Origin of the sequence: Curtobacterium sp. 9128 (assembly GCF_900086645.1) — a bacterium.
In the GTDB taxonomy this organism is placed as follows: Bacteria; Actinomycetota; Actinomycetes; order Actinomycetales; family Microbacteriaceae; genus Curtobacterium.
On the sequence record NZ_LT576451.1, the window covers coordinates 905872 to 928188 of the forward strand.

Consider the following 22317-nt stretch of genomic DNA (forward strand, 5'->3'; position numbering starts at 1 on the left):
CGGCGCCAGGCGATACGGTCGGGGCATGGACTCGCCCGATGACCTCGCCGACGAACTCCGGGAGTCGATCGGGCGGATCGTCCGTGCGACCCGCGGCAAGGTCGACACGATCCCGCCGGCGCACTCGGCGACGCTCGGGCTGCTCGACCGGCAGGGTGCCATGACGATCGCCGACCTCGCCCGCAAGCGCGGGGTGAAGCACCAGGGGCAGTCCCGCACGATCGGCGAGCTCGAGGAACGCGGGCTGGTCGTACGGGAGACCTCGGCCGAGGACCGCCGGGTGTCGGTGATCGGCATCACCCCGACCGGACGCGACGTGGTGCTGCGGGACCGACGGGCGCGGGCGGACTGGCTCGCCACGGCGATCGCGGAGGACCTGTCGGCCGACGAACGGGAGATGCTCGCCCGGATGCCGCCGTTGCTCCACCGGATCGCCCGGCGCGTCGAGGAGTGACGACCACGGCGCACCGGTGACACGTCGTCGCGGACTGAGCCGGTGCAGAGGCGGGCAGAGTTGCCTGGGCTGATGTCTGCCGACCCCAGCACCGCTGTCCTGTTCGACATCGACGGGACGCTCGTCGACTCGAACTACGCCCATGTCGACGCGTGGTGGCGGGCGTTCCGCGCCGTCGACGAGTCCGTCGACGCCTGGCGCATCCACCGCGCGATCGGCATGGACTCCTCCCGCCTGCTCGGGTCGTTGCTCCCCGACGCACCCGACGACGTCCGCGCGACCGCGAAGCAGTACCACTCCGCGTACTACGCCGAGCAGATGCCACGGTTGCGCACACTGCCCGGAGCCGGCGAACTGTTGCGGGCCGTCGGCTCCCTGGGGCATGCGGTGGTGCTCGCCACGAGTGCTCCCGCTTCCGAGCTCGTCCGGCTGCGGGAAGTCCTCGACGCCGAGGAGTGGATCACCGCGGTGACCAGCTCCGAGGACGTCGACGAGGCGAAGCCGGCGCCCGGGATCGTCCAGGTCGCGCTCGACCGGGTCGGGGTCGTCGCGGAGCGGGCGGTCATGGTCGGGGACGCGATGTGGGACGTCGAGGCGTCGGCGAGGGTCGGCGTGCCGTGCGTCTCCGTGATGACGGGCGGCATCGGTGGCGACGAACTGCGGCAGGCCGGAGCCGCTGCCGTGTACGACGACGCGGCAGCGGTCCTGGCGGATCTCGACGGCGGCCCGATCGGCGCGCTCGGATCGCCCGGGTCGATCGGCGGGCGCTCGTGACGGTGCGCGGCGTCGACCACGTCGGGCTCACCGTGCCGGACGTCGACGCGGCGACGACCTTCCTCGTCGAGGCCTTCGACGCGGTCGTGCTCTACGACACGCTCCCCGCCGACGCGCCGCCGAAGGGCGGCCACGAGACGGACGAGCGACTCGGCGTACCGGACGGTGCCCGCGAGGTCCGCGTCCGGATGCTCGCCCTGCCCGGCGGGCCCGGCATCGAGCTGTTCGCGTTCGACGGTGCTGCGCAAGGGGCCCCAGCGGTGCCGACGGACCTCGGATGGCAGCACGTCGCGCTGTACGTCGACGACCTCGACGTGACACTCGACCGGGTCGTGCGTGCCGGCGCCGTCGCGCTCGGTGTACCCCGCCCGCTCCCGGGGCCCGAGGAGGGTGCCCGGAACCGGTTCGTCTACGTCCGGACACCGTGGGGGAGCACCGTCGAGCTGCTGACGTACCCCGATCCGCAGCCGTACGAGGCGCACACGGACCGTCGTCGCTGGCACCCCTGACCCCGAACCCGCGTTCGGCGGTGTCGTCCGTGCGTGTCAGGATGGTCGATCGTGATCACGATCGAACGCGTCGCCTGGGAAGACCCCCGCGGAGTCGTCCTCCGCGCCCGCATGGACGAGGAGATGCACGAGCGCTACGGGTCGGCAGCCGCCGACGAGGACCCCGCCGTCACCGCCGAGCGCGACCGGTCGCTCGCCGTCGATCCGGCCACGGTCATCACCTCGGTGCTCGCGATCGACGAGGACGGCGAGGCCGTCGGGCACATCGCGGTCCGTCGGCTCCGTGACGAGGTCGAGCTCAAGCGCCTCATCGTGCTGTCGTCCGCTCGCGGCAAGGGTGCGGCGACGGCGCTGCTCGACGAATGTGAACACATCGGTCGCGAACACGGTGCACGGCGGTTGATCCTGCAGACCGGCAATCGGCAGCCCGACGCCGTCGCCCTGTACGAGAAGACCGGATGGCGCTCGATCCCCGTGTACGAGCCGTACGCGGCGACGATGCCGTGGTCGTTCTGCTTCGACAAGGCGTTGTAGCACCTCCCGTATTGCACTTTTGCGCCATGAGTGCAATTCTTGTCCGGTGAGCACAGCCGAACGCACCCGCACGCTGCGTCGACGCATGATCGTCGAGGCACGTCGGTCGACCGTCGAGAGCGGTCTGCACGGCTTCACGATCGAGCAGCTCTGCGAGACGGTCGGGGTGTCCCGACGCACGTTCTTCAACCACTTCGCGTCGAAGGAAGACGTCGTCCTCGGCATCGAGCTCAACGCGGACGAGAACCTGCTCGTGGCGTACGCCCGCGGGCAGGTCGTCCCGGCGACGCTCGACCCCCTGAGCTCGATCGTCGCGCTCGCGATCGAGCAGGTCCACGTCGTGGGGCTCGACCGTTCCGACGAAGCGCTCGTGCGCAAGGTCTTCGACCGAGAACCCGCACTCGTCGCACGGTTCCTCTCGGCGACGGACGTGCAACTCGCGAAGGTCGCCGACGCCGTGCGGGAACGCTTCGGGTGGACCGTCCCGGACGACCCTCGCGCTCGGCTCGTGACCGAGTCGGCGGCAGGGCTGCTCAAGGTCACCGCCGCCGGCTACTTCGACGACGACTTCGACGAGTCGACGGGCCCGTCGTTCGACGACCTGCTCACCACGAACCTCCGCCTCATGCGGGCGGCCATCACCACCGGACAGGAAGACACCGAATGAGCACCTCAGCGCCGCGCACCGCCAAGCGCGCACGCCCCGGGAGCGACGGGCCGCTGCTCCTCACCCAGCGTCGGATCTGGATCATCTTCTCCGCGCTGATCGCCGGCATGCTGCTGTCGAGTCTCGACCAGACGATCGTCTCGACCGCGATGCCGACCATCGTCGGCGACCTCGGCGGCGTCGCCCACCAGGCGTGGATCACGACCGGCTACCTGCTGGCATCGACCATCGTGATGCCGATCTACGGCAAGTTCGGTGACGTCATCGGCCGCCGCAACCTGTTCCTCATCGCGATCGCGCTGTTCACGCTGGCATCGCTGGGGTGTGCGATGTCGACCGACTTCTGGCAGTTCGTGGTCTTCCGTGCCCTCCAGGGCCTCGGCGGCGGTGGCCTCATGATCCTGTCGCAGGCGATCATCGCGGACATCGTCCCGGCGTCCGAGCGCGGTAAGTACCTCGGGCCGCTCGGCGCCATCTTCGGCCTCTCCGCCGTCGGAGGCCCGCTGCTCGGCGGGTTCTTCGTCGACCACATGACCTGGCACTGGGCGTTCTGGATCAACATCCCCGTCGGCATCGCGGCGTTCTTCGTGGCCTGGTTCGCGTTGACCCTGCCGAGCAAGAAGGCGACGAAGCGCATCGACGTCCTCGGCGTCGCGCTGCTCTCCGCGACCACCGCCTGCCTGGTGTTCTTCACCGAGTTCGGCGGCAACAAGCAGCACGGGTGGGGTGCGCTCGAGACCTGGGCCTGGGGCGCCGGGTTCATCGTCGCTGCCGCGCTGTTCGTCCTCACCGAGTCCCGGGCCGACGACCCGATCATCCCGCTGTCGTTCTTCCGGAACCGCACGTTCGTCACCGCGACGGCGATCGGCTTCGTGCTCGGCCTCGGGATGTTCGCCGCGATCGGCTTCGTCCCGACGTTCCTGCAGATGGCGTCCGGCACGTCGGCCGCCGTCTCCGGTCTGCTGATGCTCCCGATGATGGTCGGGCTCATGGGGACGTCGATCCTCTCCGGCACGCTCATCACCAAGACGGGCCGGTACCGCGCGTTCCCGATCATCGGCACGATCATCGTCGGCATCGCGATGCTCGGCATGACGACCCTCGCTGCGGCGACCCCGATCTGGCTGATCTGCGTGTACCTGTTCGTGTTCGGTGCCGGCCTCGGCCTCATCATGCAGGTCGTCGTGCTCGTCGCGCAGAACGCCGTCCCGCCGGAGCACGTCGGCACGGCGACCTCGACGAACAACTACTTCCGTGAGGTCGGCGCCTCCCTCGGTGTCGCCGTGTTCGGTGCGATCTTCACCTCCCGCCTCACGGAGTCGCTGACGGACGTCTTCACGAGCGCCGGCGGAAGTGCCTCGCAGGCGGCGAGTGCGAGCGCGAGCATCGACCCGACGCAGCTCGCGAAACTGCCCGAAGCGGTGCAGGACGGCATCGTGAACGCCTACGCCGACTCGCTGTCGCCGGTGTTCTGGTACCTGCTCCCGTTCATCGCGGTGGCCCTCGTGCTGGCCCTGTTCATCCCGCAGATGAAGCTCGCGGACGTGGCCGGCATGGTCGCCCGCGGCGAGGCGGTCGGCGGTGCCGAGGCGGACGAACTCGAGCGCGCGCAGCGCGCTTCGGGCGCGGAGCGTCCGGCCGAGTCGGTCGGCTCCGGAACGGGGTCGGTCCCGACGGCGCGTCACGACGAGTAGACGCCCACCCCACGACGGACGGGAGGCACGGTGCCAGCTGGCACCGTGCCTCCCGTCCGTCGTGGGGTGCGTTCCGGGCCGTGCGCCGGTCCGCGTGCTTGTTGCGCGTGCAAGTAGCCCTGGTTCCCGCACTTGTTGCGTGTGCAAGGAGCGACACTGTCGATGTCGTACGACAGCGACGCTGTCGCTCCCGGGCGCGTGCAACTGTTGCGCGTGCAAGGGGCGACAGGATCGTTGTCGTACGACAGCGAGCATGTCGTTCCGAGTCGGCAACCGCTCCCGCCTCCCGCCTCCCGCCGCCCGCCGCCCGCTGCCCGCCAGCCCTGCACCCGCCCGCGTCAGCCGCCCGTACTCGCGCGCGGTACCAGGCGCGTCGGGAGTGACGGGGCCGGCGCCTCCGTGCCGTCGAGCGTCGCGAGCAGCCGGAGCGCTGCGGCACGTCCGAGTTCCGCCCCCGGCAGTGCCACGCTCGTGAGCGCGGGCGCGGTGACCGAGGACGACGGCAGGTCGTCGAAGCCCGCGACGGCGAGTGTGCCCGGGACTGCGACGCCACGGGACGCAGCGACCCGCAGCACCCCGTACGCCAGCGTGTCGGCTGCGGCCACGACGGCCGTCACGCCGGAGTCGAGCCACGCGTCGAGGACGCCGGACACCGCGGTCGTGGCGGCCTCGATCGTCAGGTCGGCACTCGCGGGGAGGTCCGACACGGTGATGCCCGCGGCGGCGCACGCGTCCTCGAACAGGGTGCGGCGCACGGCGAAGGTCGTCGCGCGCGAGGTGCCGTCGAGGTAACCGACACGCCGGTGCCCCGCGTCGGCGAGGTGCGAGACGAGCGCCGAGACCCCGGGGGACAGGTCGTAGTTGACGGCTCCTGGGCCTCCCGGCGCGTCGAGGAGCACGACGGGCACACCGGCCGACATCGACTCGCCGGCTGCCGGGGCGTCGACGAGGATCCCCGCTGGCCGGAGCCGCTCGAAGCGCCGGACATCGGCGTCGACGGGTTGCTCGCCGCGCTCGGTCACCGACAGCACGAGCTGGAACCGGTCGCCGATGGTGTCCCGGACGCCGCGGATGACCTCGGCGAAGAACGGGTTCGACAGGTCGGGGGCGATGAGCACGACGAGGTCGCCGCTGCCTCGCGCGAGGGAGCTGGCGGCGTGGTCGACGACGTACCCGAGCTCCTCGACGGCATCGCGGACCCTGGTGGCGATCGGCACGGAGACACGGCCGCGGTCCTTGCCGTTCACGACGAGCGACACCGTGGCGATGCTGGTGCCGGCGCGTTCGGCGACCATCGCGGCGGTGACGCGACGAGGGGTCCCGGAGGATGCTGGCACCCGTCGATGCTACCGACCGAGCCCTGCTCGACTTGACGTCAAGCGTTTGATGAGGTGTGATGTCAAACGCTTGACGCGGAGTGCATGGCCGCGTCGAGCCACAGCCACCGCCGGCGAGCCCGGCATCCCCGACGAAGTGGAGCGCACACGTGCCGAACGCGACCAAGCAGAAGATCATCCTCGACTGCGACCCCGGCCACGACGACGCCGTCGCCATCCTGCTGGCACACGGCAACCCCGACATCGAGCTGCTCGCCGTGACGACCGTCGTGGGCAACCAGACGCTGCCGAAGGTCACCCGCAACGCCCTCGCTGTCGCCCGCATCGCGGGGATCACCGGCGTGCCGTTCGCCGCCGGTGCCGACCGGCCGATCCTCCGCGAGATCGAGGTCGCGCAGGACATCCACGGCGAGAGCGGCCTCGACGGGCCGATGCTGCCCGAGCCCTCGTTCGACCTGGACGAGCGGCATGCGGTCGACCTCATCATCGAGACCGTCATGGCGCACGAGCCGGGCACCGTCACCCTCGTGCCGACCGGCGGCCTGACGAACATCGCGCTCGCAGCCCGCAAGGAGCCCCGCATCGTCGAGCGCGTCAAGCAGGTCGTGCTGATGGGCGGCGGCGTGCACGTCGGCAACTGGAGCCCGGTCGCCGAGTTCAACATCGTCATCGACCCCGAGGCCGCGTCGATCGTCTTCGACGCCGGCTGGGACGTCGTGATGGTCGGGCTCGACCTCACCCACCAGGCCCTGGCGACGCCCGAGGTCGCTGCCCGGATCAGCGAGGTCGGCACCGGACCCGCCGCCTTCGTCGGGGAGCTGCTCGACTTCTTCGGCCAGACCTACAAGGACGCGCAGGGCTTCGACTCCCCGCCGGTCCACGACCCCTGCGCCGTCGCGTACGTCATCGACCCGACGATCGTGCGGGCCGTGAAGGTCCCGATCCACGTCGAGACCCAGGGCACGCTGACCCTCGGCATGACCGTCGCCGACTTCCGCGCCCCCGCGCCGGAGGACTGCCGCACGAGCGCCGCGATGGAGCTCGACCACGGCCGCTTCTGGGACCTCGTCGTCGACGCCCTCGAGCGCATCGGCGAGACACCGGACACCGGCTGGACCCCGCGAACCGAGACCCAGAAGGCCTGACCCCCATGACCCCCACACCGACGACGATGTCGAAGAAGTCCATCGGCGCCCTCACCGCGGCGCTCCTCGCAGCATGCATCGCGTTCCAGCTGAACGCGAGCATGCTCAGCCCGGCCCTCGTCACCATGGCACGGGAGCTGCACACCGACGACGCGACGATCGGCCTCTCGCAGACGCTGTACTTCACCCTCGCCGCGCTGTTCTCGCTGTTCCTGCCCCGCCTGTCCGACATCGTCGGCCGCAAGCGCGTGCTGATCGGCATGCTCGCCGTGATGCTCATCGGCAGTGTCGTCGCCGCCCTCGCGGTGAACGTGCCGATGCTCTTCGCCGGCCGCATCATCCAGGGCGTCACCGGCCCCGTCGTCCCGATCTGCCTGCTCGTGCTCCGCAACGAGATCGCCGACCCGAAGCGCTACGGCGCCGCGCTCGGCCTCCTCACCGCGGTGAACGGCGGCATCGCCGGGATCGACTCCCTCGCCGGCGGTTGGATCGCCACGAACTTCGGGTTCCGCGGGATCTTCTGGGTCATCGCCGTCGTCACCGTGGTCGCGCTCGCGCTGGTCACCGTGTGGGGCGTGGAGTCCCACCCGTCCAAGGGCACCCGCATGGACTGGATCGGTGTCGTGCCCCTCGTGGTGAGCGTCGGCGCCCTGCTGACCGCCTTCAACGAGGCCGGCAAGCTCGGCGCCGCGAACCCGGTCCTCGTCATCGGCGGGATCGTCGTCGCGCTCGCTGCCTTCGCCGTGTTCTGGGCGGTCGAGTCCCGCGTGAAGGAACCACTCGTCGAGACGCGGTTCCTGAAGCGCCGTGCGACGTGGGCGCTCCTCGCCACGACGTTCCTCACCATGACGGGCGTCTTCGCCGTCGTGAACGGACTCGTCACGAGCCTCGCGCAGAACCACGACGCCGGCTTCGGGATGGAGGCGGACCTCGCCTCCCTCGTGTTCCTCACGCCGTACGCGCTCGTCGGATGGATCGTCGGACCGTTCGCCGGACGCCTCGCCCCGACCCTCGGCTACCGGGCGATCCTGCGCGTCGGACTCGTCGGCAGCATCGTCGCGACGCTCCTGATGGCGTTCGTCGGCGTGCACTCCCTGCCGGTGCTCATCGCCGCGACCGTGCTCATCGGCATCACCTACGCCGGCATCGCGAACATCATCCTGAACGGGCTCGGCATCGTGTTGTCGCCGGACTCGAACCCCGGGTTCCTGCCCGGCCTCAACGCGGGCGCGTTCAACCTCGGTGCCGGTGTGAGCTTCGCCGTCCTGCCCGCGCTGCAGATCGCCCTCGGGGTCGGCGGGTCCGCCGGGACCGCCGGCTACTCCGGTGGGATGCTGCTCGGTGCCGTCATCACGATCGCCGCCCTCGCGACGTCGTTCCTCATCCCGCGCCCGTCGAGCGCCGAGACGACGTCCGTCGCCCCGCAGAAGGAGACCGTCCGTTGAACACCATCGTCGTCGTCGGGTCGCTGAACGCGGACCTGGTGGTCCGCACCGAGCGCTTCCCGAAGCCGGGGGAGACCCTGCACGGTTCCGACCTCGCGATCCTGCCGGGCGGCAAGTCCGCCAACCAGGCGGTGGCAGCCGGGAGGCTCGGGGGCACGGTGCGCATGATCGGTGCGGTCGGCGACGACGGGAACGGTGCGCTGCTCCGCGACTCCGTCGCGGCGGCGGGTGCGGACACGACGCACGTCGCCGTCCGGGAGGGCGTGGCCACCGGCACCGCCGTCATCACGGTCGACGCGCACGGGGAGAACACCATCGTGATCTCCGGCGGCGCGAACGCCACGCTGACACCGGACGACGTCCCTGCCGATGCCCTCGACGGGGCCGCGGTGCTCGGGCTCTGCCTCGAGGTCTCGATCGACGTCGTCCTCGCAGCCGCACGGGCCGCGCACGAGGCCGGCGTGACCGTCCTCACGAACCTGTCCCCGTTCGGCGACGTGCCGCGCGAGCTCCTCGACCTCACCGACGTGCTGCTGGTGAACGAGCACGAGGCGGAACTGCTCGGCGACCACGGCGTCGCCCGGTCGATCGTCACGCGGGGTGGCGACGGGTCGATCGTGCACGACGGCGACGCCGCGCCCGTCGAGGTCCCCGCGATCCCCGTCGAGGCCGTCGACACCACGGGCTGCGGCGACGCGTTCATGGGTGCCGTGGCGCTCCGACTCGCCGCAGGCGACGACCTCGCGGACGCCGCGCGGTTCGCCGCCGCGGTCGGGGCGTACGCCGCGACCGGAGCCGGGGCACAGGCGTCCTACCCGACCACGGAGCAGCTGGAGGCGTTCCTGCGGTCGTAGGACGAGCCTCCCGGGCCGGTACGGTTTTCGCATGCGCGTGGGAGTCCTCGACATCGGGTCCAACACCGGTCACCTGCTGGTGGTCGACGCCCACGGCGGCGCTGCGCCGCTGCCGGCCTCGTCGTTCAAGCAGCCGCTGCGGCTCGCCGAGCACCTCGACGACCGGGGCGCCGTCACGCAGGTCGGCATCGACGCGCTGACCGGCTTCGTCGCGGACTCGGTGCGCGTGGCCGAGGAGCGCGGCTGCGAGGACATGCTCGGATTCGCGACCTCGGCGGTCCGTGACGCCGTGAACTCCGAGGCCGTCCTCGCCCACGTCGAGGAGCGCACCGGCGTTGAGCTCGCCGTGCTGTCCGGCTCCGACGAGGCGCGACTCACCTTCCTGGCCGTCCGCCGCTGGTTCGGCTGGTCCGCCGGGCGGCTCGCGGTGTTCGACATCGGCGGCGGCTCGCTCGAGATCGCCGGCGGTGCGGACGAGGCACCGGACGTCGCGTGGTCGATGCCGATCGGCGCCGCCCGGCTCGCGCGGTCGTTCTTCGCGGCGGGCACCCCGACCGAGGACGACGTCCGCCGGATCCGGCACGAGATCCGCGTCGAGATCGCCCGGGATGCCGGCAAGCTGCTCCGCTCGGGTGCGCCGGATCGTGCCGTGGCGACCTCGAAGACGTTCCGCTCGATCGCACGGATCTGCGGGGCCGCACCGTCCGGGGCCGGTCCGCTCGTGCCGCGCTCGCTCGACGGTGCGACCCTGCGGGCGAAGCTGCCGTCCCTGCTGCAGATGTCCGTCGCCGAACTCGCCACGCTTCCGGGGGTCTCCGCGAGCCGGGCGCACCAGGTCGTCCCGGGAGCGCTCGTCGCCGAGGCGTGCCTGGACATCTTCGACCTGCCAGCACTCGAGATCTGCCCGTGGGCACTCCGCGAGGGCGTGATCCTCGAGCGGCTCGACCAGCTGTCCGTGCTCGGGGCGTAGGGCTCGCTAGTGCCCCCGTGGCGGCGCGAGGAGCCACGGGCGGATCAACTTCGTCACGAAGGGCAGCACCCAGAACGTCATGATCGGTGTGAGCACCAGCGTCGTGATGAGGACCCGGGGCAGTGCTGCGAGCCCGGCGAAGGACGGCACGAGCACGCCGACGAGGATCGTGAACGCCAGGTTCACCGGGAAGAACCCGAGCCAGATGCTCACCGCCTGCTTCCACCGCGGGGGAGCACTCGACGCTGGGGTGTCGGACGGGGCGTCGAACCAGCCCTCGATCCCGGTGCGCTTCTCGACGCGGGACTCCACCACGAGGTCACGGCCCAGGTCGAGCCACCGCAGCCGGTCGTCGGAGTTCTCCCACGTCGCCAGGGAGTCGTGGTCGGCGAAGCGGTAGAGCATGTGCCACTCGCGGGACTGCGCTCGGGAGCGGACCCATCCGGAGCCGAGGAATCCCGGGTACCGGTTGGCGAGGTTCACGCCGGACTGCACCCAGTGGGTGACCTCGGGGATGCGGTCGGGGTCGACGAGACGGGTGATGGACACGGTGACGGGCGGGCCAGCGGTCTCGGATGACGACGGGGCCCCCGTCGCCGGTTCCCGACCGACGCGCCAGCGGCGGGCGGGCCGTGCCGATGGGGAAAGGCTCCCTGGCTCTTGTGGAGTCATGGCACCAGTGTCCCCGACCCGTGTTTCACGCTCGTGACGGGTACGCCCTCGACGGGATCTGCGTCGCCAGCTTGCCGCCCGACACGTCGTGCAGCGTCCCCGTGATGTACCCGGCCTGGTCGCTCGCCAGGAACAGCAGCAGGTTCGACACGTCGTCCGCCGTCTCCCACCGGCGCAGCGACAGCGTGTCGAGCAGCACGTCCTGCTCCTCCTGCGGGCGCGTTGCGAACCCGTTCATCGCCGTCGGCACCATCCCCGGCGCGTAGGCGTTCACGGTGATGCCCCACGGGCCGAGCTCCGACGCGAGCACGCGGGTGAACGACACGACGGCGGCCTTCGATGCCGCGTAGGCCGCGCTGCCGACGCTCGGGATGATCGCCGCGAACGACGCCGCGTTGATGATCCGTCCGCGGCCGGCGCGCTGCATCACCGGTGCCACGGCCTGGCTCATGAGGAACACCCCGCCCAGGTTGACGTCCATGCACCGCTGCCAGTCGGTCCACCGGAGCTCGGCGACCGGTCCGTCGACGTTGATCCCGGCGTTGTTGACGAGGACGTCGATCGTGCCGTGCCGCTCGACGACGGTGTCGATGGCGGTGCGGACGGAGTCCGGATCGGCGACGTTGCAGGTCACGGTGTCCGCCGAGTCCGTCGGCGCTCCGTCCGGGAACGCCAGGTCGAGCGCGACGACCCGCGCTCCGTCGTCGGCGAACCGCTCGGCGATCGTGCGACCGATCCCGCGACCGGCTCCGGTGATGACGACCACGCGGCCGGTGATGTCGAGTTTCATGCAATGAGCATACTATTGAGCCATGACGACGGAACGTGTGCTCTGGATCACCGGCGGCGGCAGCGGCATGGGGGCCGCCAGCGCGACAGCCGCCGCCCGTTCCGGCTGGACCGTCGTGCTGAGCGGCCGCCGTGCCGAGCAGCTCGACGCAGTGGCGGACGGCATCCGCGCCGAGGGCGGAACCGCGCACGTGCTCCCGCTCGACGTGACCGATCCGGACGCGGTGCGAGCCGCAAGGGACACCGTCATCGCCGAGCACGGTCGGCTCGACGGACTCGTGCTCGCAGCCGGGCTCAACGCACCCGCCCGACGGTGGGACGACCAGACGATGGACTCCTTCCGGAGCATCGTCGACACGAACCTCACCGCCGTGGCGACCGTCACGGACGCGGCCCTCCCCGCCCTGCGGGAGACCGGCGGCGTCGTCGTGGTGATCTCCTCGTACGCCGGGTGGTCGTTCCAGCCCGGTGCCGGGGTCGCCTACTCCGCGAGCAAGACCGCGCTCGGCGCCCTCACGAGGTCGCTCAACCAGCAGGAAGCGCAGCACGGCGTCCGGGCGACGCACCTCTGCCCCGGTGACGTCGCGACGGACTTCCTCGAGCAGCGACCGTCGGTACCGGATGCTGCGGCTCGTGCGGTCATGCTCACACCGGAGGACATCGGCCGCACCGTCGCATTCGTCCTCGACGCCCCAGCACACGTCCGGATCGACGAGCTCGTCATCTCCCCGGTGTCGCAGCGGTGATCTTCGACCGGGTGCTCGACGAGCTCGGCACCGCGATCGTCCGCGGCGACCTGCCCGTCGGGCACGCCGACAGCGTCGAGGGTTTCGTCGCCCGCACGGGCGCCTCGAGGAGCATCGTCCGCGAGGCCACCCGCGTCCTCGTCTCCCTCGGCATGCTCAGTGCTGGCCGACGCGTCGGGCTCCGGGTCCTGCCCGCCGAGCAGTGGGACGTGATCGACCCGCACGTGGTCCGGTGGCGCCTCGACGGCCCCGACCGAGCGGTCGCGCTGGCCGAACTCCGCGCCCTCCGTCGTGCCGTCGAGCCCGCGGCTGCTGCGGCAGCCGCCCGCGCGGTCGCGTCCGGAGCGCACGACCGATCCGACCTGGAGGCCCTGCTCGCCTCCGCCGAACGCCTCGCCTCCGCCGCCAGTGCGGCGGACCCGGCCCCGATCCTCCCGGCCGACCGCGCGTTCCACGGACGGTTGCTGGCCCTGTCGGGCAACGCGATGTTCGCGCGCCTGCAGCGTGTGGTCGAGCGAGCGCTCGAGGAGCGCGCGGACGTCGAGCCGGACGCCCACGACGTGGCGCTGCACCGGACGCTCGCGGACGCGGTCGCCGCCGGCGACGCCGAACTCGCTGCGGCCGCGATGCGGGAGATCGTCGACCGCACCTGACCGCCGCCCGCGTCGCACCCCCACACGGACATCGCGCCCCGTCGCGGCAGGGCGCGATGTCCGCGCGTGGGCGCGATCTCCGGCCTAGCTGGCCTTCTTCTTCGCGGCGGGCTTCTTCGCCGGGGACTTCTTGGCCGGTGCGCGCTTCGCCGGGGCCTTCTTCGCCGGCGCCTTCTTCTCCGGTGTCTTGTCGGCAGTGGAGCTGCCGGACGACGAGCGCGACCCGGACGACGAGCGCGACCCCGAGCCTCCCGTCCGCTTCTTGTCCACGGACGCACGGAGGGCGGCCATCAGGTCGATGACGTCACCGCCCTCGTCGTCGGACGACTCCTGCTCCCCGAACGTCTCGGACGTGTCGACGTCGTCGCCGGACTCCAACTTCGCGTCGATGAGCTGCTGCAGCTCGGCTTGGTACTCGTCGGTGTAGCGCTCCGGATCGAAGTCGGTCGACATGCTCTCCACGAGCGACGACGACATCTTCAGCTCGTTGGCGCTGACCTTCACCGAGGTGTCGAGTGCCGTGAAGTCGGCTGCACGGACCTCGTCGCCCCAGAGGAGCCCCTGCAGGAGCAGGACGTCGTCGTGCACGCGCAGGACACCGAGCCGGGTCTTCTGGCGGAGCGTGAACTGCACGATCGCCAGGCGGTCGGTCTCCTCGAGCGTCCGGCGGAGCAGCACGTAGGCCTTGGGGGAGCGGGAGTCCGGTTCGAGGTAGTACGTCTTCTCGAACATCATCGGGTCGACCTGGTCGACGGGCACGAACTCGAGGACCTCGATCTCGTGCGACTGCTCCTGGGGGAGCTTCTTGAAGTCGTCGGCGGTGAGCACGACGGTCTTCTCGCCGTCGTCGTAGGCGCGCTCGATGTCGGCGAACTCGACCTCGTGCCCCAGCTCGCATACGCGCTTGTACCGGATGCGGGCCTTGTCCTCGTCGTGGACCTGGTGCAGGGACACGTCGTGGGTCTCGGTGGCGGCGTAGACCTTGATGGGCACGTTGACGAGCCCGAACGCGATGGAGCCCTTCCAGATCGACCTCATGCGCTCATGATGCCCGTGCCGAGGCTGGAGCGCCCGGAGTTCGCAGGGAGCACGATGGGCTGATGAGCCAGCTGGACAAGGACGACCCGCGGACGAAGTACGCGCGGCCGCCGTTCCCCGCGCAGACCCAGCAGGGATCGGGGAGCGCGAGTGCGATGGACCCGCAGCCCGACAACGGGGAGACGAGCTACCTCGGCACGGGGCGGATGCCCGGCTACCGGGTGCTCGTGACGGGGGCGGACTCGGGCATCGGCCGCGCTGCCGCGATCGCCATGGCGAAGGAGGGTGCCGACGTCGCGCTGAACGCCCTGCCCGAGGAGCTCGACGACCTCACCGAGGTCCGCGACCTGATCGCCGACCTCGGCCGGAACGCCGTGATGCTCCCGGGGGACCTCACCGACGAGGCGTTCTGCGACGAACTCGTGCGGACCGCCGTCAGCGAGCTCGGCGGGCTCGACGCACTCGTCCTCGTCGCCGGGCACCAGCGCGTGCACGAGGACGTCACCGAGCAGTCCACGGAGGACTTCGACCGCACGATGAAGGTCAACGTCTACGCGATGTTCTGGCTCGTCCGTGCGGCGGTCCCGCACATGGCCCCGGGGAGCTCGATCGTCACGACGAGCTCGGTGTCGGCGTACCAGCCGCAGGACCGGATGATCGACTACGCGGCGACGAAGGCGGCGATCATCGCGTACACGAACGGGCTCGCGCGGCAGCTCGCGGCGAAGGGCATCCGTGCGAACACCGTGGTGCCCGGGCCGGTGTGGACGCCGCTCCAACCGATCAGCTACCCGGGCGACGAGATCGCGCACTACGGCGAGGGCACGCCGTTCGGACGGCCGGCGCAGCCCGTCGAGCTCGGCAGCGCCTACGTGTACCTGGCCGGGCCGGAGTCGTCCTACACGTCCGGGTCCACGCTCACGGTGGCCGGAGCAACCGGGGTCGCGTTGTGAGTCCGGTTTCCCGGAAGACCACGGTCCTCGTCGGGGACCGCCGCATCGCCCTCACGAACCTCGACAAGGTGATGTACCCGGAGACCGGCACCACGAAGGGCCGCGTGATCGAGTACTACACGCGGGTCGCGCCGTGGATGATCCCGCACGTCAAGGACCGCCCGGTGACCAGGAAGCGCTGGGCGAACGGCGTCGACGGCAAGGTGTTCTTCGAGAAGAACCTGCCGGACTCCGCGCCCGACTGGGTCAAGCACCACACCATCGAGCACACCGAGCACGACAACGAGTACCCGATCGTGGACGACCTGCCGACGCTCGTCTGGATGGCGCAGCAGGCCGCGCTCGAGCTGCACGTGCCGCAGTGGCGGTTCGGTCCCCGCGGCGGGCAGCAGCACCCCGACCGGCTGGTGCTCGACCTCGACCCCGGCGATGGCGTCGGGCTGCCGGAGTGCGTCGAGGTCGCGGTCGCGGCTCGGGAGATCCTGCAGGGCATGGGCCTCGAGCCGTACCCGGTGACGTCCGGGTCGAAGGGCATCCACCTGTACGCGGCACTCGACGGGAAGGCCGCCACCAAGCACGTCTCCGAGGTCGCCCACGAACTCGCCAAGGCCCTCGAACAGGACCTCCCCGACCTGGTGCTGTCCTCGATGAGCCGTGCGGAGCGGAAGGGCAAGGTCTTCGTCGACTGGTCGCAGAACAACGGCAACAAGACGACGATCGCCCCGTACTCGTTGCGCGGCCGGTCGCAGCCGACCGTCGCCGCGCCGCGGACGTGGAAGGAACTCACCGAGAAGGGGCTGGCCCAGCTGACGCTGGACCAGGTGCTCGAACGACTGGAGGACCGTGGCGACCCCCTGCACCCGGTCGCCGCCGCCTCGTTGGCGGTCGGTCGCGCCGACCACGGTCACTGGGACAGCGACCGGACCCAGCAGGCGAACGACGCGGAACGGACGGGAGGCTCGGGGAACGACCGCCTGTCGGCCTACCGTGCGAAGCGGGACGCGTCCAAGACGCCGGAGCCGGTTCCGGAAGGAGCGCCGACGGTCCGGCAGGACGGCACCCCGACGTTCGTCATCCAGGAGCACCACGCCACCAGGGACCACTACGACTTCCGGCTGGAGCACGACGGCGTGCTCGTCAGCTGGGCGCTGCCGAAGGGGGAGCCGACCGATCCGGGGAAGAACCACCTCGCCGTGATGACCGAGGACCACCCGCTCGAGTACGGCGGCTTCGAGGGGACGATCCCGAAGGACGAGTACGGCGGCGGGACGGTCACAATCTGGGACGAGGGCACGTACGACCTCGAGAAGTGGCGCGAGGGCGAGGAGGTCATCGTCACGCTGCACGGCCGGACGAACGGCAACCGACGCCTCGCGATCCTGCACACCCGGGGACGCGGGCGCGGCCGCGAGGGCGACGAGAAGAACTGGCTCATCCACCGCACCAAGGACCAGCCCGACCCGACGGCGGACGGGACCGGCGGGGCGGAGGCGAGCCGAGCCTCCCGGCCCCACAGGCACGACGACGGCCGTGAGCGGATCGACGGGGCCGCCGCGTCGGAGACCGAGCCGGTGGAACGGCGGACGATGCAGGCGACCCTGGCGAAGGGCGAACCCCGGCTCGATCCGACCGAGTGGGCGTTCGAGCTGAAGTGGGACGGCGTGCGCGCCCTGGCCACCGTCCGTGACGGCGAGGTCACGCTGCGGAGTCGGAACGGCAACGACCTCACGGCGCAGTACCCGGAACTGCGGGAACTCGGCGAGCGGGCGGGCGTGGACGGGGTGTTCGACGGGGAGATCGTGGCGCTCGACGAGCGTGGGCGGCCGTCCTTCCAGCTCCTGCAGAACCGGATGGGCCTGACGAAGCCGCGCGAGGTCGAGGCCGCACGGAAGGCCACCCCGGTGCGCTTCCTGCTGTTCGACGTGCTCGAGGCGGACGGTCACGAGCTGACACGCCTGGCGTACACCAACCGACGAGAGGCGCTGTCGACGGTCGTCGATGCCGGCGGTGTCATCGAGGTGCCGCCCGCGCACGACGGTGACCTCGACCAGGCGATGCGCGATTCCCGGAAAGCCGGGCTCGAGGGGGTCGTGGCGAAGAAGCGCGGGTCGAAGTACGCCGAGGGTCGTCGGTCAGAGGCCTGGCTCAAGCTGAAGCACCACGCGACACAGGAGGTCGTCGTCGGCGGGTGGAAGCCCGGGAACGGTCGGCGCGCCGGCGGCGTGGGCTCGCTGCTGCTCGGGATCCCCGGCACGGACGGACTGGAGTACGTCGGCAAGGTCGGGACGGGATTCAGCGATCGTGACCTCGACGAGATCGCCGCGGTGCTCGGCCGGCTGGAACGCGGGACGCCCCCGTTCACGGACGTCCCTCGGCCGGATGCACGCGACGCGCACTGGGTGACCCCCGAGCGCGTCGGCGAGGTCGAGTTCGCGGAGTGGACCGGCGACGGGCGACTCCGGCAGCCGTCGTGGCGTGGCTGGCGGATCGACAAGTCGGCGGGTGACGTCGTCCGAGAGTGAGCGGGTGTGCGATCAGATACGTGCGCATGGGGTCCGCTGCGGGCGAACTTCCGTCCCCCGTCGGCCCCCGTTGTGGGGGACGAAATCATCACGACCGCTGGCATGAACGTGCCGGGCTGTTACGTTCCTCGGGACGAAGGGAGCGGCGATGAGCGCGTCCAACTACCTGCCACCGTTCACCACGGAGGAGCGCGTCGCCATGTCGGGGGACCAGCCGCTGCGGAAGCCGGTGGACCCGGCAGCGGCGGTGACGGACCCGGAGGTGACCTACGCGGACTTCCTCGGCGACGAGGTCGACGACTGACGCGTCGCGGGGTGTCCCCGACGTCCCGGACCCGGGGTGTCGCCGACCACCCCGTCCTGGGAGAAGACGGCCCGTGCGCCGGATCAGGGAACGCACGGGCCGCCGCAGAAGCGCCGTGACCGGTCGTTCAGGGATGACCGGCCACGGCGCGCTCGAGACCATCAGCACGCAGGCGCCGATGGTAGGCACGTACTGAAGACGTGCCGAACCCCGAATTCGTCACGCGAGAACCGAAACCCGATCCGAGAGGCCCGACCCTGACCGAGGACACGCAGCTGTCGTCCCTGTCGGACGGGTCGCTCGTCGAACGTTCCGCGGACGGTGACGCCGCCGCGTTCGGCGTGCTGATCCACCGGTACGGGCCGCTCATGCGCGCCTACGCCGCGCGCATCCTCGGGCACGGCGACGGCGAAGCGGACGATGCCGTGCAGGAGGCGTCGCTGCTGGCCTGGCAACGGATCGACACCGTCGAGGAACCGGACCGGGTGCGGACGTGGCTGTTCCGTATCGCGGCGAACAAGGCGCTCGACCGACTTCGCCGCCGCCACCCGCACCTCGACCTCGAGGCGTTGCCAGAGGCCTCGGAGGACCGCCCGGTCGACGAGGTCGTGGCGACACGCATGCAGGTCGACGCGCTGGCCGTGGTCGTCCAGAACCTCCCGGATGCGCAGCGAGCAGTGTGGGTGCTGCGCGAGATCGGTGGCGCGTCCTACGCCGAGATCGCCGAGCAGACCGGCCTGTCGGCGGCGAGCGTGCGCGGCCTGCTCGCACGTGCGCGCCGGACCGTGCTCGAGCAGATGGAGGGGTGGCGATGAACGACGACGACGTCGACGACCGTTTCGGCGCCTTCACGCTCGACGAGCTCTCGGACTACCTCGACTCCGGCCGGGATCCCGTGCGGGACGACATCGAGTCGGACGCGGCTGCCCGCGCGGCGCTCGTGCGTCTCGGCGAGTTGCGAGCGGCGTCGTCGGAGATGCTCGATGCGGACGTTCGCGCTGCCGACGGCGCCGACGAGGGGTGGATCGCCGGTGTCCTGGCCTCGATCCGCACCACCGCGCACGCCGGCCGGGACATCCCGGTGCCCGACGACGATCCGTCCAGCACACTCGTCGTGACCGAGGGGGCGATCCGGGGCTTGGTCCGTGCGCTCGGTGACACGCTCCCCGGCGTCCTCGTCCGTCGGACCCGGTTCACGGGCGACCTGTCGATCCCCGGCGGACCGGTCGACGTCGAGGTCGCGATCGTGGTCGATCCCGCCGCCCCGATCCGCAGCCGTGCCGACGAGCTCCGCACGATCGTGGCCGCCGCCCTCGCGGAGCACGCGCCGTTCGAGGTGCGCTCCCTCACCGTCCGAGTCGCCGACCTGCTCGCCCCCGGGAGGAACCCGTGACCGCTGACACCCGCGCACTCTCCCGCGCAGCCACCGAAGCCGTGCTCGCCGTCCCCGGGGTGCGGTCGGTGATCCCGCCGGGGCCGGGTCTCGCCGTGCTCGTCCGCGACGTCCGGTCGGTGCTCGACCTGCCGCGGGACGGCGGAGCGGTGCTCGTGGACGACCAGGGCGAGGGGCTCCGGGTGCGCGTCGTCGTCGCCGTCGATGCGGGGACGTCGGCCATCGGGCGCGCCAAGGCCGTCCGAGACGTCGTGGTCCGACGCGTCGAGGACGTCGCCGGTCGTCGACCCACCGACGTCACCGTCCGCGTGGTCGAGATCGTCTGACGCCCGGGTCGCCCGGGTCGCCGGGGTCGGTCAGGACGCCGGAGCGGGGCCGTCGGACGGCTCGGCGTCGTCCGCGACCGGCAGACCCTCGTCGATGAGTTCGTCCTCGTCCGGCTCGACGACGTCGGCCGCTGCGGCCTTGGCGTCGTCGATCGCCTGCTGCGACTCGCGCAGGAGTGCTTCGTCCGCGTTGGGTGCCTGATCGCTCATGCCGGCGACGCTACGCGGGCGTCCCTGAACCGGTCTCCCGACGCGGACGGTGCTGCGGCTCGTAGTCGACCGCCGAGGTCGGGGCAGGAGACGTCGGCATCGCGGGCGCGGCTGGAGCGCCGTACGCATCGGCGGCGTCCAGCACCGCGCGGGTCGCTGCGGCAGCCGTCCGCAGCGCGTCGGCGATGGGGAGCGCTCGGTGCGCAGGGGTCCGGACCTCGACACCCCACGGGTCGTCGTACCCGAGTTCCCGAGCGACGCGGATGAACCCGGGGATGTCCCAGGCGCCAGCGCCCGGGAGGTACCGGCCGTCGCGCGACTCGTCCGCGAGCGTCATCCCGCTCGGGGTGGAGAGCAGTCCGTCGCTGAGCTCGACCGCGGCCAGGGTCGACGGGGCGATGCCCTGCCGGATCGACGCGAGCGTGGAGCCACCGCGCAGCGCGTGCATCGCGTCGAGCAGCAGGCCGCTGTTCTGGTGTCCGGCGGCCGCGACGAAGCGGGATGCCCGCTCGACCGTCGGCAGGTTCGACCACGGTTCCGGTTCGAGCACGAGCTGCGCGCCGACGCTCTCGGCCTGGGTCGCGAGCACCACCCAGTCGTCGAGCATTGCCGCGGGGGAGACGCCGGGGAGCGTGACGTCGGCGCGCGCCACCACCTGCCACGCGCGGAGGGACGCCGCCGCCTCGAGGAGGACCCCGCGGTCGGCGTCCTCGCCGGTGGTGCGGCTCGTGCAGGTCCACCAGTTGCCGAGCGTACCGAGCTGGATCCACACGATGCCGGCGTCGTCGAGCATGCGTCGGAGCGTGGCGAAGCCGATGGTTGCGCGGACCTCGTGCAGGTCGTCCAGCGCGAGGGAGATGCCGGCGAACCCGGCGTCACCGACCGCACGGACCCGTTCGTCGATGGGCTCGTCGCCGTCCCACGTCCAGGACGTCGCGAGCAGGTCGTGTTCGATCACGTCGCCACCTTCCGTCTCCGGGCGCGCGGTGGCCGTCCTGACCGTGCTCGGTCCCGCTGTCCCTGTCGATGAGAACCACGACGCCGGTTCCCGACACGGCGTCAACGACAGTGATACGCTCCGCGGCTCGGAGTGCTCCCAGGTCACCGTGACACGCAGGAAACGCGACCGTCGTCGTCAGACGATGCGGGTCGACACCGTCCCCACGCCGTCGATCGTCCCGTGGAGCACGGCGCCGCGGTCGATCGCCCCGACGCCGTCCGGGGTGCCCGTCATCACGACGTCGCCCGGCGCGAGTGCCACGAACCGGGAGAGCGTCGCGATGACCTCGGCGACGGACCAGATCTGGTCGGCGAGGTCGCCGTGCTGCCGCGATGCGCCGTCGACGTCGAGTGCGATCGAGCCGCGGGTCGGGTCCACCGTCGCTGCCGGGACGAGCACGCCGATGGGCGCGGATGCGTCGAACCCCTTCGCGAGGTCCCACGGGCGCCCGAGTCGTTTCGCCTCCGCCTGGAGGTCGCGCCGGGTCAGGTCGAGCCCGACGGCGTAGCCCCAGACGTGGTCGAGCGCGGACTCGACGGGGATGTCCGCCCCGCCGATGCCGATGGCCGCCACGAGTTCGACCTCGTGCTCCAGCTGCCCGGTCATCGTCGGGTACGGGGTGTCCGCGCCGTCGACCACGATCGCGTCGGCCGGCTTCGTGAAGAAGAACGGTGGCTCGCGGTCCGGGTCGTGGCCCATCTCGCGGGCGTGTGCGGCGTAGTTCCTCCCGACGCAGAACACCCGCCGCACCGGGAAGCGCTCGCCGGTGGACGTCGGGACGGTGGGGACGGGCGGGGCCGGGATCACGAGGTCGGACACCCGTCCAGCGTGGCACGGCGCCCGGTAGTCAGTCGGCGAACGACGCGTCGTCCTTGAGCTTGCGCGCCCGGGCCCGCTCCTGTCGCTCCCGCCACTCGGCACGGAGTTCCGCGAGTTCGACGTCCCTGCCCTTCGCGATCATGATCGGGCGGTAGTACTCGCTCTCGAGGAGTCGCGGGATGCAGAGTTCGGCGTCGTCGAGGCGGCGCTTGAACTCACGGTCGCTGAGCTTGGAGATCATCGTCTTCCTCCGGGTTCGGGCCGGGGCTGCGCCCGCGGACCACATCGAACATGTAGGTGTCGTCGTCGGTCGTCCAGTCGCGCGTTGCGAGCGCCTCCGCCATGATCGACGCCGCGGCTCGATCACGTGCCGTCATCGAGAACGCCCGGTCGACGACCCACGACCAACGCTTCCACCACTGGTCGCGGTGTGCCGAGAACTCCGTATTTCGCCGGAGCGCTCGACCTTCGCGCATGGTGACGGCCAGCGAAGCGAGCGCCCCGCAGGC

Annotated in this window: 27 protein-coding genes; 18 read left to right on the forward strand and 9 right to left on the reverse strand. The window is 71.3% G+C overall.

From position 1 onward, the window contains the following. Nucleotides 1–25 precede the first annotated feature (25 nt). From QK288_RS04585 to QK288_RS04610, 6 genes are all read left to right on the forward strand, one after another. Nucleotides 26–454, forward strand: a complete 429-nt coding sequence (locus QK288_RS04585; RefSeq protein ID WP_281266629.1) for a MarR family transcriptional regulator — start codon at nt 26–28, stop codon at nt 452–454. 72 nt (nt 455–526) lie between these two features. Then, nucleotides 527–1228 (forward strand): HAD family hydrolase, encoded by a 702-nt coding sequence (locus QK288_RS04590; protein WP_281266630.1) that lies wholly within the window; start codon nt 527–529, stop codon nt 1226–1228. Then, nucleotides 1225–1737, forward strand: a complete 513-nt coding sequence (locus tag QK288_RS04595) for a VOC family protein (RefSeq protein WP_281266631.1) — start codon at nt 1225–1227, stop codon at nt 1735–1737. Before QK288_RS04590 ends, QK288_RS04595 begins: the two co-directional genes overlap by 4 nt. Nucleotides 1738–1788: 51 nt before the next feature. Next, the gene (locus QK288_RS04600; RefSeq protein ID WP_281266632.1) at nt 1789–2271 is read left to right on the forward strand and encodes a GNAT family N-acetyltransferase; all 483 of its coding nucleotides are present in this window, start codon (nt 1789–1791) and stop codon (nt 2269–2271) included. Between the two features lie 46 nt (nt 2272–2317). Continuing rightward, on the forward strand, nt 2318–2938 hold the full coding sequence (locus tag QK288_RS04605; protein ID WP_281266633.1) for a TetR/AcrR family transcriptional regulator: 621 nt from the start codon (nt 2318–2320) through the stop codon (nt 2936–2938). Further along, nucleotides 2935–4632, forward strand: coding sequence for an MDR family MFS transporter (locus tag QK288_RS04610; protein WP_281266634.1), 1698 nt, complete (start codon nt 2935–2937; stop codon nt 4630–4632). Before QK288_RS04605 ends, QK288_RS04610 begins: the two co-directional genes overlap by 4 nt. Nucleotides 4633–4970: 338 nt before the next feature. Here QK288_RS04610 and QK288_RS04615 read toward each other — a convergent pair whose 3' ends face one another. Beyond that, entirely contained in the window at nt 4971–5969 is a 999-nt protein-coding gene (locus tag QK288_RS04615; protein WP_281266635.1) for a LacI family DNA-binding transcriptional regulator, read from the reverse strand. Nucleotides 5970–6118: 149 nt separating this feature from the next. Here QK288_RS04615 and QK288_RS04620 point away from each other — a divergent pair, with 149 nt between their 5' ends. Genes QK288_RS04620 through QK288_RS04635 form a run of 4 tightly spaced genes read left to right on the forward strand, consistent with a single transcriptional unit; the run spans nt 6119 to nt 10383 of the window. Continuing rightward, nucleotides 6119–7114, forward strand: a complete 996-nt coding sequence (locus tag QK288_RS04620) for a nucleoside hydrolase (protein ID WP_281266636.1) — start codon at nt 6119–6121, stop codon at nt 7112–7114. A gap of 5 nt (nt 7115–7119) precedes the next feature. Next, nucleotides 7120–8559, forward strand: a complete 1440-nt coding sequence (locus QK288_RS04625; protein ID WP_281266637.1) for an MFS transporter — start codon at nt 7120–7122, stop codon at nt 8557–8559. Then, nucleotides 8556–9413 (forward strand): ribokinase, encoded by an 858-nt coding sequence (locus QK288_RS04630; protein WP_281266638.1) that lies wholly within the window; start codon nt 8556–8558, stop codon nt 9411–9413. Before QK288_RS04625 ends, QK288_RS04630 begins: the two co-directional genes overlap by 4 nt. 31 nt (nt 9414–9444) lie before the next feature. Next, complete coding sequence (locus tag QK288_RS04635; protein ID WP_281266639.1) at nt 9445–10383, forward strand: Ppx/GppA family phosphatase; 939 nt, start codon at nt 9445–9447, stop codon at nt 10381–10383. A gap of 6 nt (nt 10384–10389) precedes the next feature. Here the strand turns inward: QK288_RS04635 and QK288_RS04640 are convergent, their stop codons facing one another. Together QK288_RS04640 and QK288_RS04645 are read right to left on the reverse strand one after the other, a co-directional pair. After that, nucleotides 10390–10932, reverse strand: coding sequence for an antibiotic biosynthesis monooxygenase (locus QK288_RS04640; protein WP_281266640.1), 543 nt, complete (start codon nt 10930–10932; stop codon nt 10390–10392). Nucleotides 10933–11080: 148 nt separating this feature from the next. Beyond that, on the reverse strand, nt 11081–11845 hold the full coding sequence (locus QK288_RS04645) for an SDR family NAD(P)-dependent oxidoreductase (RefSeq protein ID WP_281266641.1): 765 nt from the start codon (nt 11843–11845) through the stop codon (nt 11081–11083). A gap of 22 nt (nt 11846–11867) precedes the next feature. Here QK288_RS04645 and QK288_RS04650 point away from each other — a divergent pair, with 22 nt between their 5' ends. Then, a complete protein-coding gene (locus QK288_RS04650; protein ID WP_281266642.1) occupies nt 11868–12590 on the forward strand; it encodes an SDR family NAD(P)-dependent oxidoreductase in 723 nt (240 codons plus the stop codon). Next, on the forward strand, nt 12587–13243 hold the full coding sequence (locus tag QK288_RS04655; RefSeq protein WP_281266643.1) for an FCD domain-containing protein: 657 nt from the start codon (nt 12587–12589) through the stop codon (nt 13241–13243). Before QK288_RS04650 ends, QK288_RS04655 begins: the two co-directional genes overlap by 4 nt. Before the next feature lie 84 nt (nt 13244–13327). Here QK288_RS04655 and QK288_RS04660 read toward each other — a convergent pair whose 3' ends face one another. Beyond that, nucleotides 13328–14281, reverse strand: a complete 954-nt coding sequence (locus QK288_RS04660; protein ID WP_281266644.1) for a Ku protein — start codon at nt 14279–14281, stop codon at nt 13328–13330. Between the two features lie 62 nt (nt 14282–14343). Between QK288_RS04660 and QK288_RS04665 the strand changes: the two genes are divergently transcribed. The 6 genes from QK288_RS04665 (at nt 14344) to QK288_RS04690 (ending at nt 19779) form a co-directional block, all read left to right on the forward strand. Next, nucleotides 14344–15234 carry an SDR family oxidoreductase gene (locus QK288_RS04665; protein ID WP_281266645.1) on the forward strand — a complete coding sequence of 297 codons (891 nt, stop codon included), beginning with the start codon at nt 14344–14346 and terminating at the stop codon, nt 15232–15234. Further along, entirely contained in the window at nt 15231–17756 is a 2526-nt protein-coding gene (locus QK288_RS04670; RefSeq protein WP_281266646.1) for an ATP-dependent DNA ligase, read from the forward strand. Before QK288_RS04665 ends, QK288_RS04670 begins: the two co-directional genes overlap by 4 nt. Nucleotides 17757–17904: 148 nt before the next feature. After that, nucleotides 17905–18060: a hypothetical protein gene (locus QK288_RS04675; protein ID WP_281266647.1), complete on the forward strand. Its 156-nt coding sequence runs from the start codon at nt 17905–17907 to the stop codon at nt 18058–18060. A 200-nt stretch (nt 18061–18260) separates the two neighbouring features. Further along, nucleotides 18261–18875: an RNA polymerase sigma factor gene (locus tag QK288_RS04680; protein WP_281266648.1), complete on the forward strand. Its 615-nt coding sequence runs from the start codon at nt 18261–18263 to the stop codon at nt 18873–18875. After that, complete coding sequence (locus QK288_RS04685) at nt 18872–19453, forward strand: hypothetical protein (protein WP_281266649.1); 582 nt, start codon at nt 18872–18874, stop codon at nt 19451–19453. Before QK288_RS04680 ends, QK288_RS04685 begins: the two co-directional genes overlap by 4 nt. Then, nucleotides 19450–19779 (forward strand): hypothetical protein, encoded by a 330-nt coding sequence (locus tag QK288_RS04690; RefSeq protein WP_281266650.1) that lies wholly within the window; start codon nt 19450–19452, stop codon nt 19777–19779. Before QK288_RS04685 ends, QK288_RS04690 begins: the two co-directional genes overlap by 4 nt. A gap of 30 nt (nt 19780–19809) precedes the next feature. Here the strand turns inward: QK288_RS04690 and QK288_RS04695 are convergent, their stop codons facing one another. From QK288_RS04695 to QK288_RS04715, 5 genes are all read right to left on the reverse strand, one after another. Beyond that, nucleotides 19810–19989 (reverse strand): hypothetical protein, encoded by a 180-nt coding sequence (locus QK288_RS04695; RefSeq protein ID WP_281266651.1) that lies wholly within the window; start codon nt 19987–19989, stop codon nt 19810–19812. 10 nt (nt 19990–19999) lie between these two features. Continuing rightward, nucleotides 20000–20947, reverse strand: coding sequence for a TIM barrel protein (locus QK288_RS04700; RefSeq protein WP_281266652.1), 948 nt, complete (start codon nt 20945–20947; stop codon nt 20000–20002). Between the two features lie 177 nt (nt 20948–21124). Then, nucleotides 21125–21808: a fumarylacetoacetate hydrolase family protein gene (locus QK288_RS04705; protein ID WP_281266653.1), complete on the reverse strand. Its 684-nt coding sequence runs from the start codon at nt 21806–21808 to the stop codon at nt 21125–21127. A 28-nt stretch (nt 21809–21836) separates the two neighbouring features. Further along, nucleotides 21837–22049 carry a hypothetical protein gene (locus QK288_RS04710; protein WP_281266654.1) on the reverse strand — a complete coding sequence of 71 codons (213 nt, stop codon included), beginning with the start codon at nt 22047–22049 and terminating at the stop codon, nt 21837–21839. Further along, nucleotides 22024–22284, reverse strand: coding sequence for a hypothetical protein (locus QK288_RS04715; protein WP_281266655.1), 261 nt, complete (start codon nt 22282–22284; stop codon nt 22024–22026). The genes QK288_RS04710 and QK288_RS04715 overlap by 26 nt, the downstream gene beginning before the upstream one ends. Nucleotides 22285–22317: the final 33 nt, after the last annotated feature.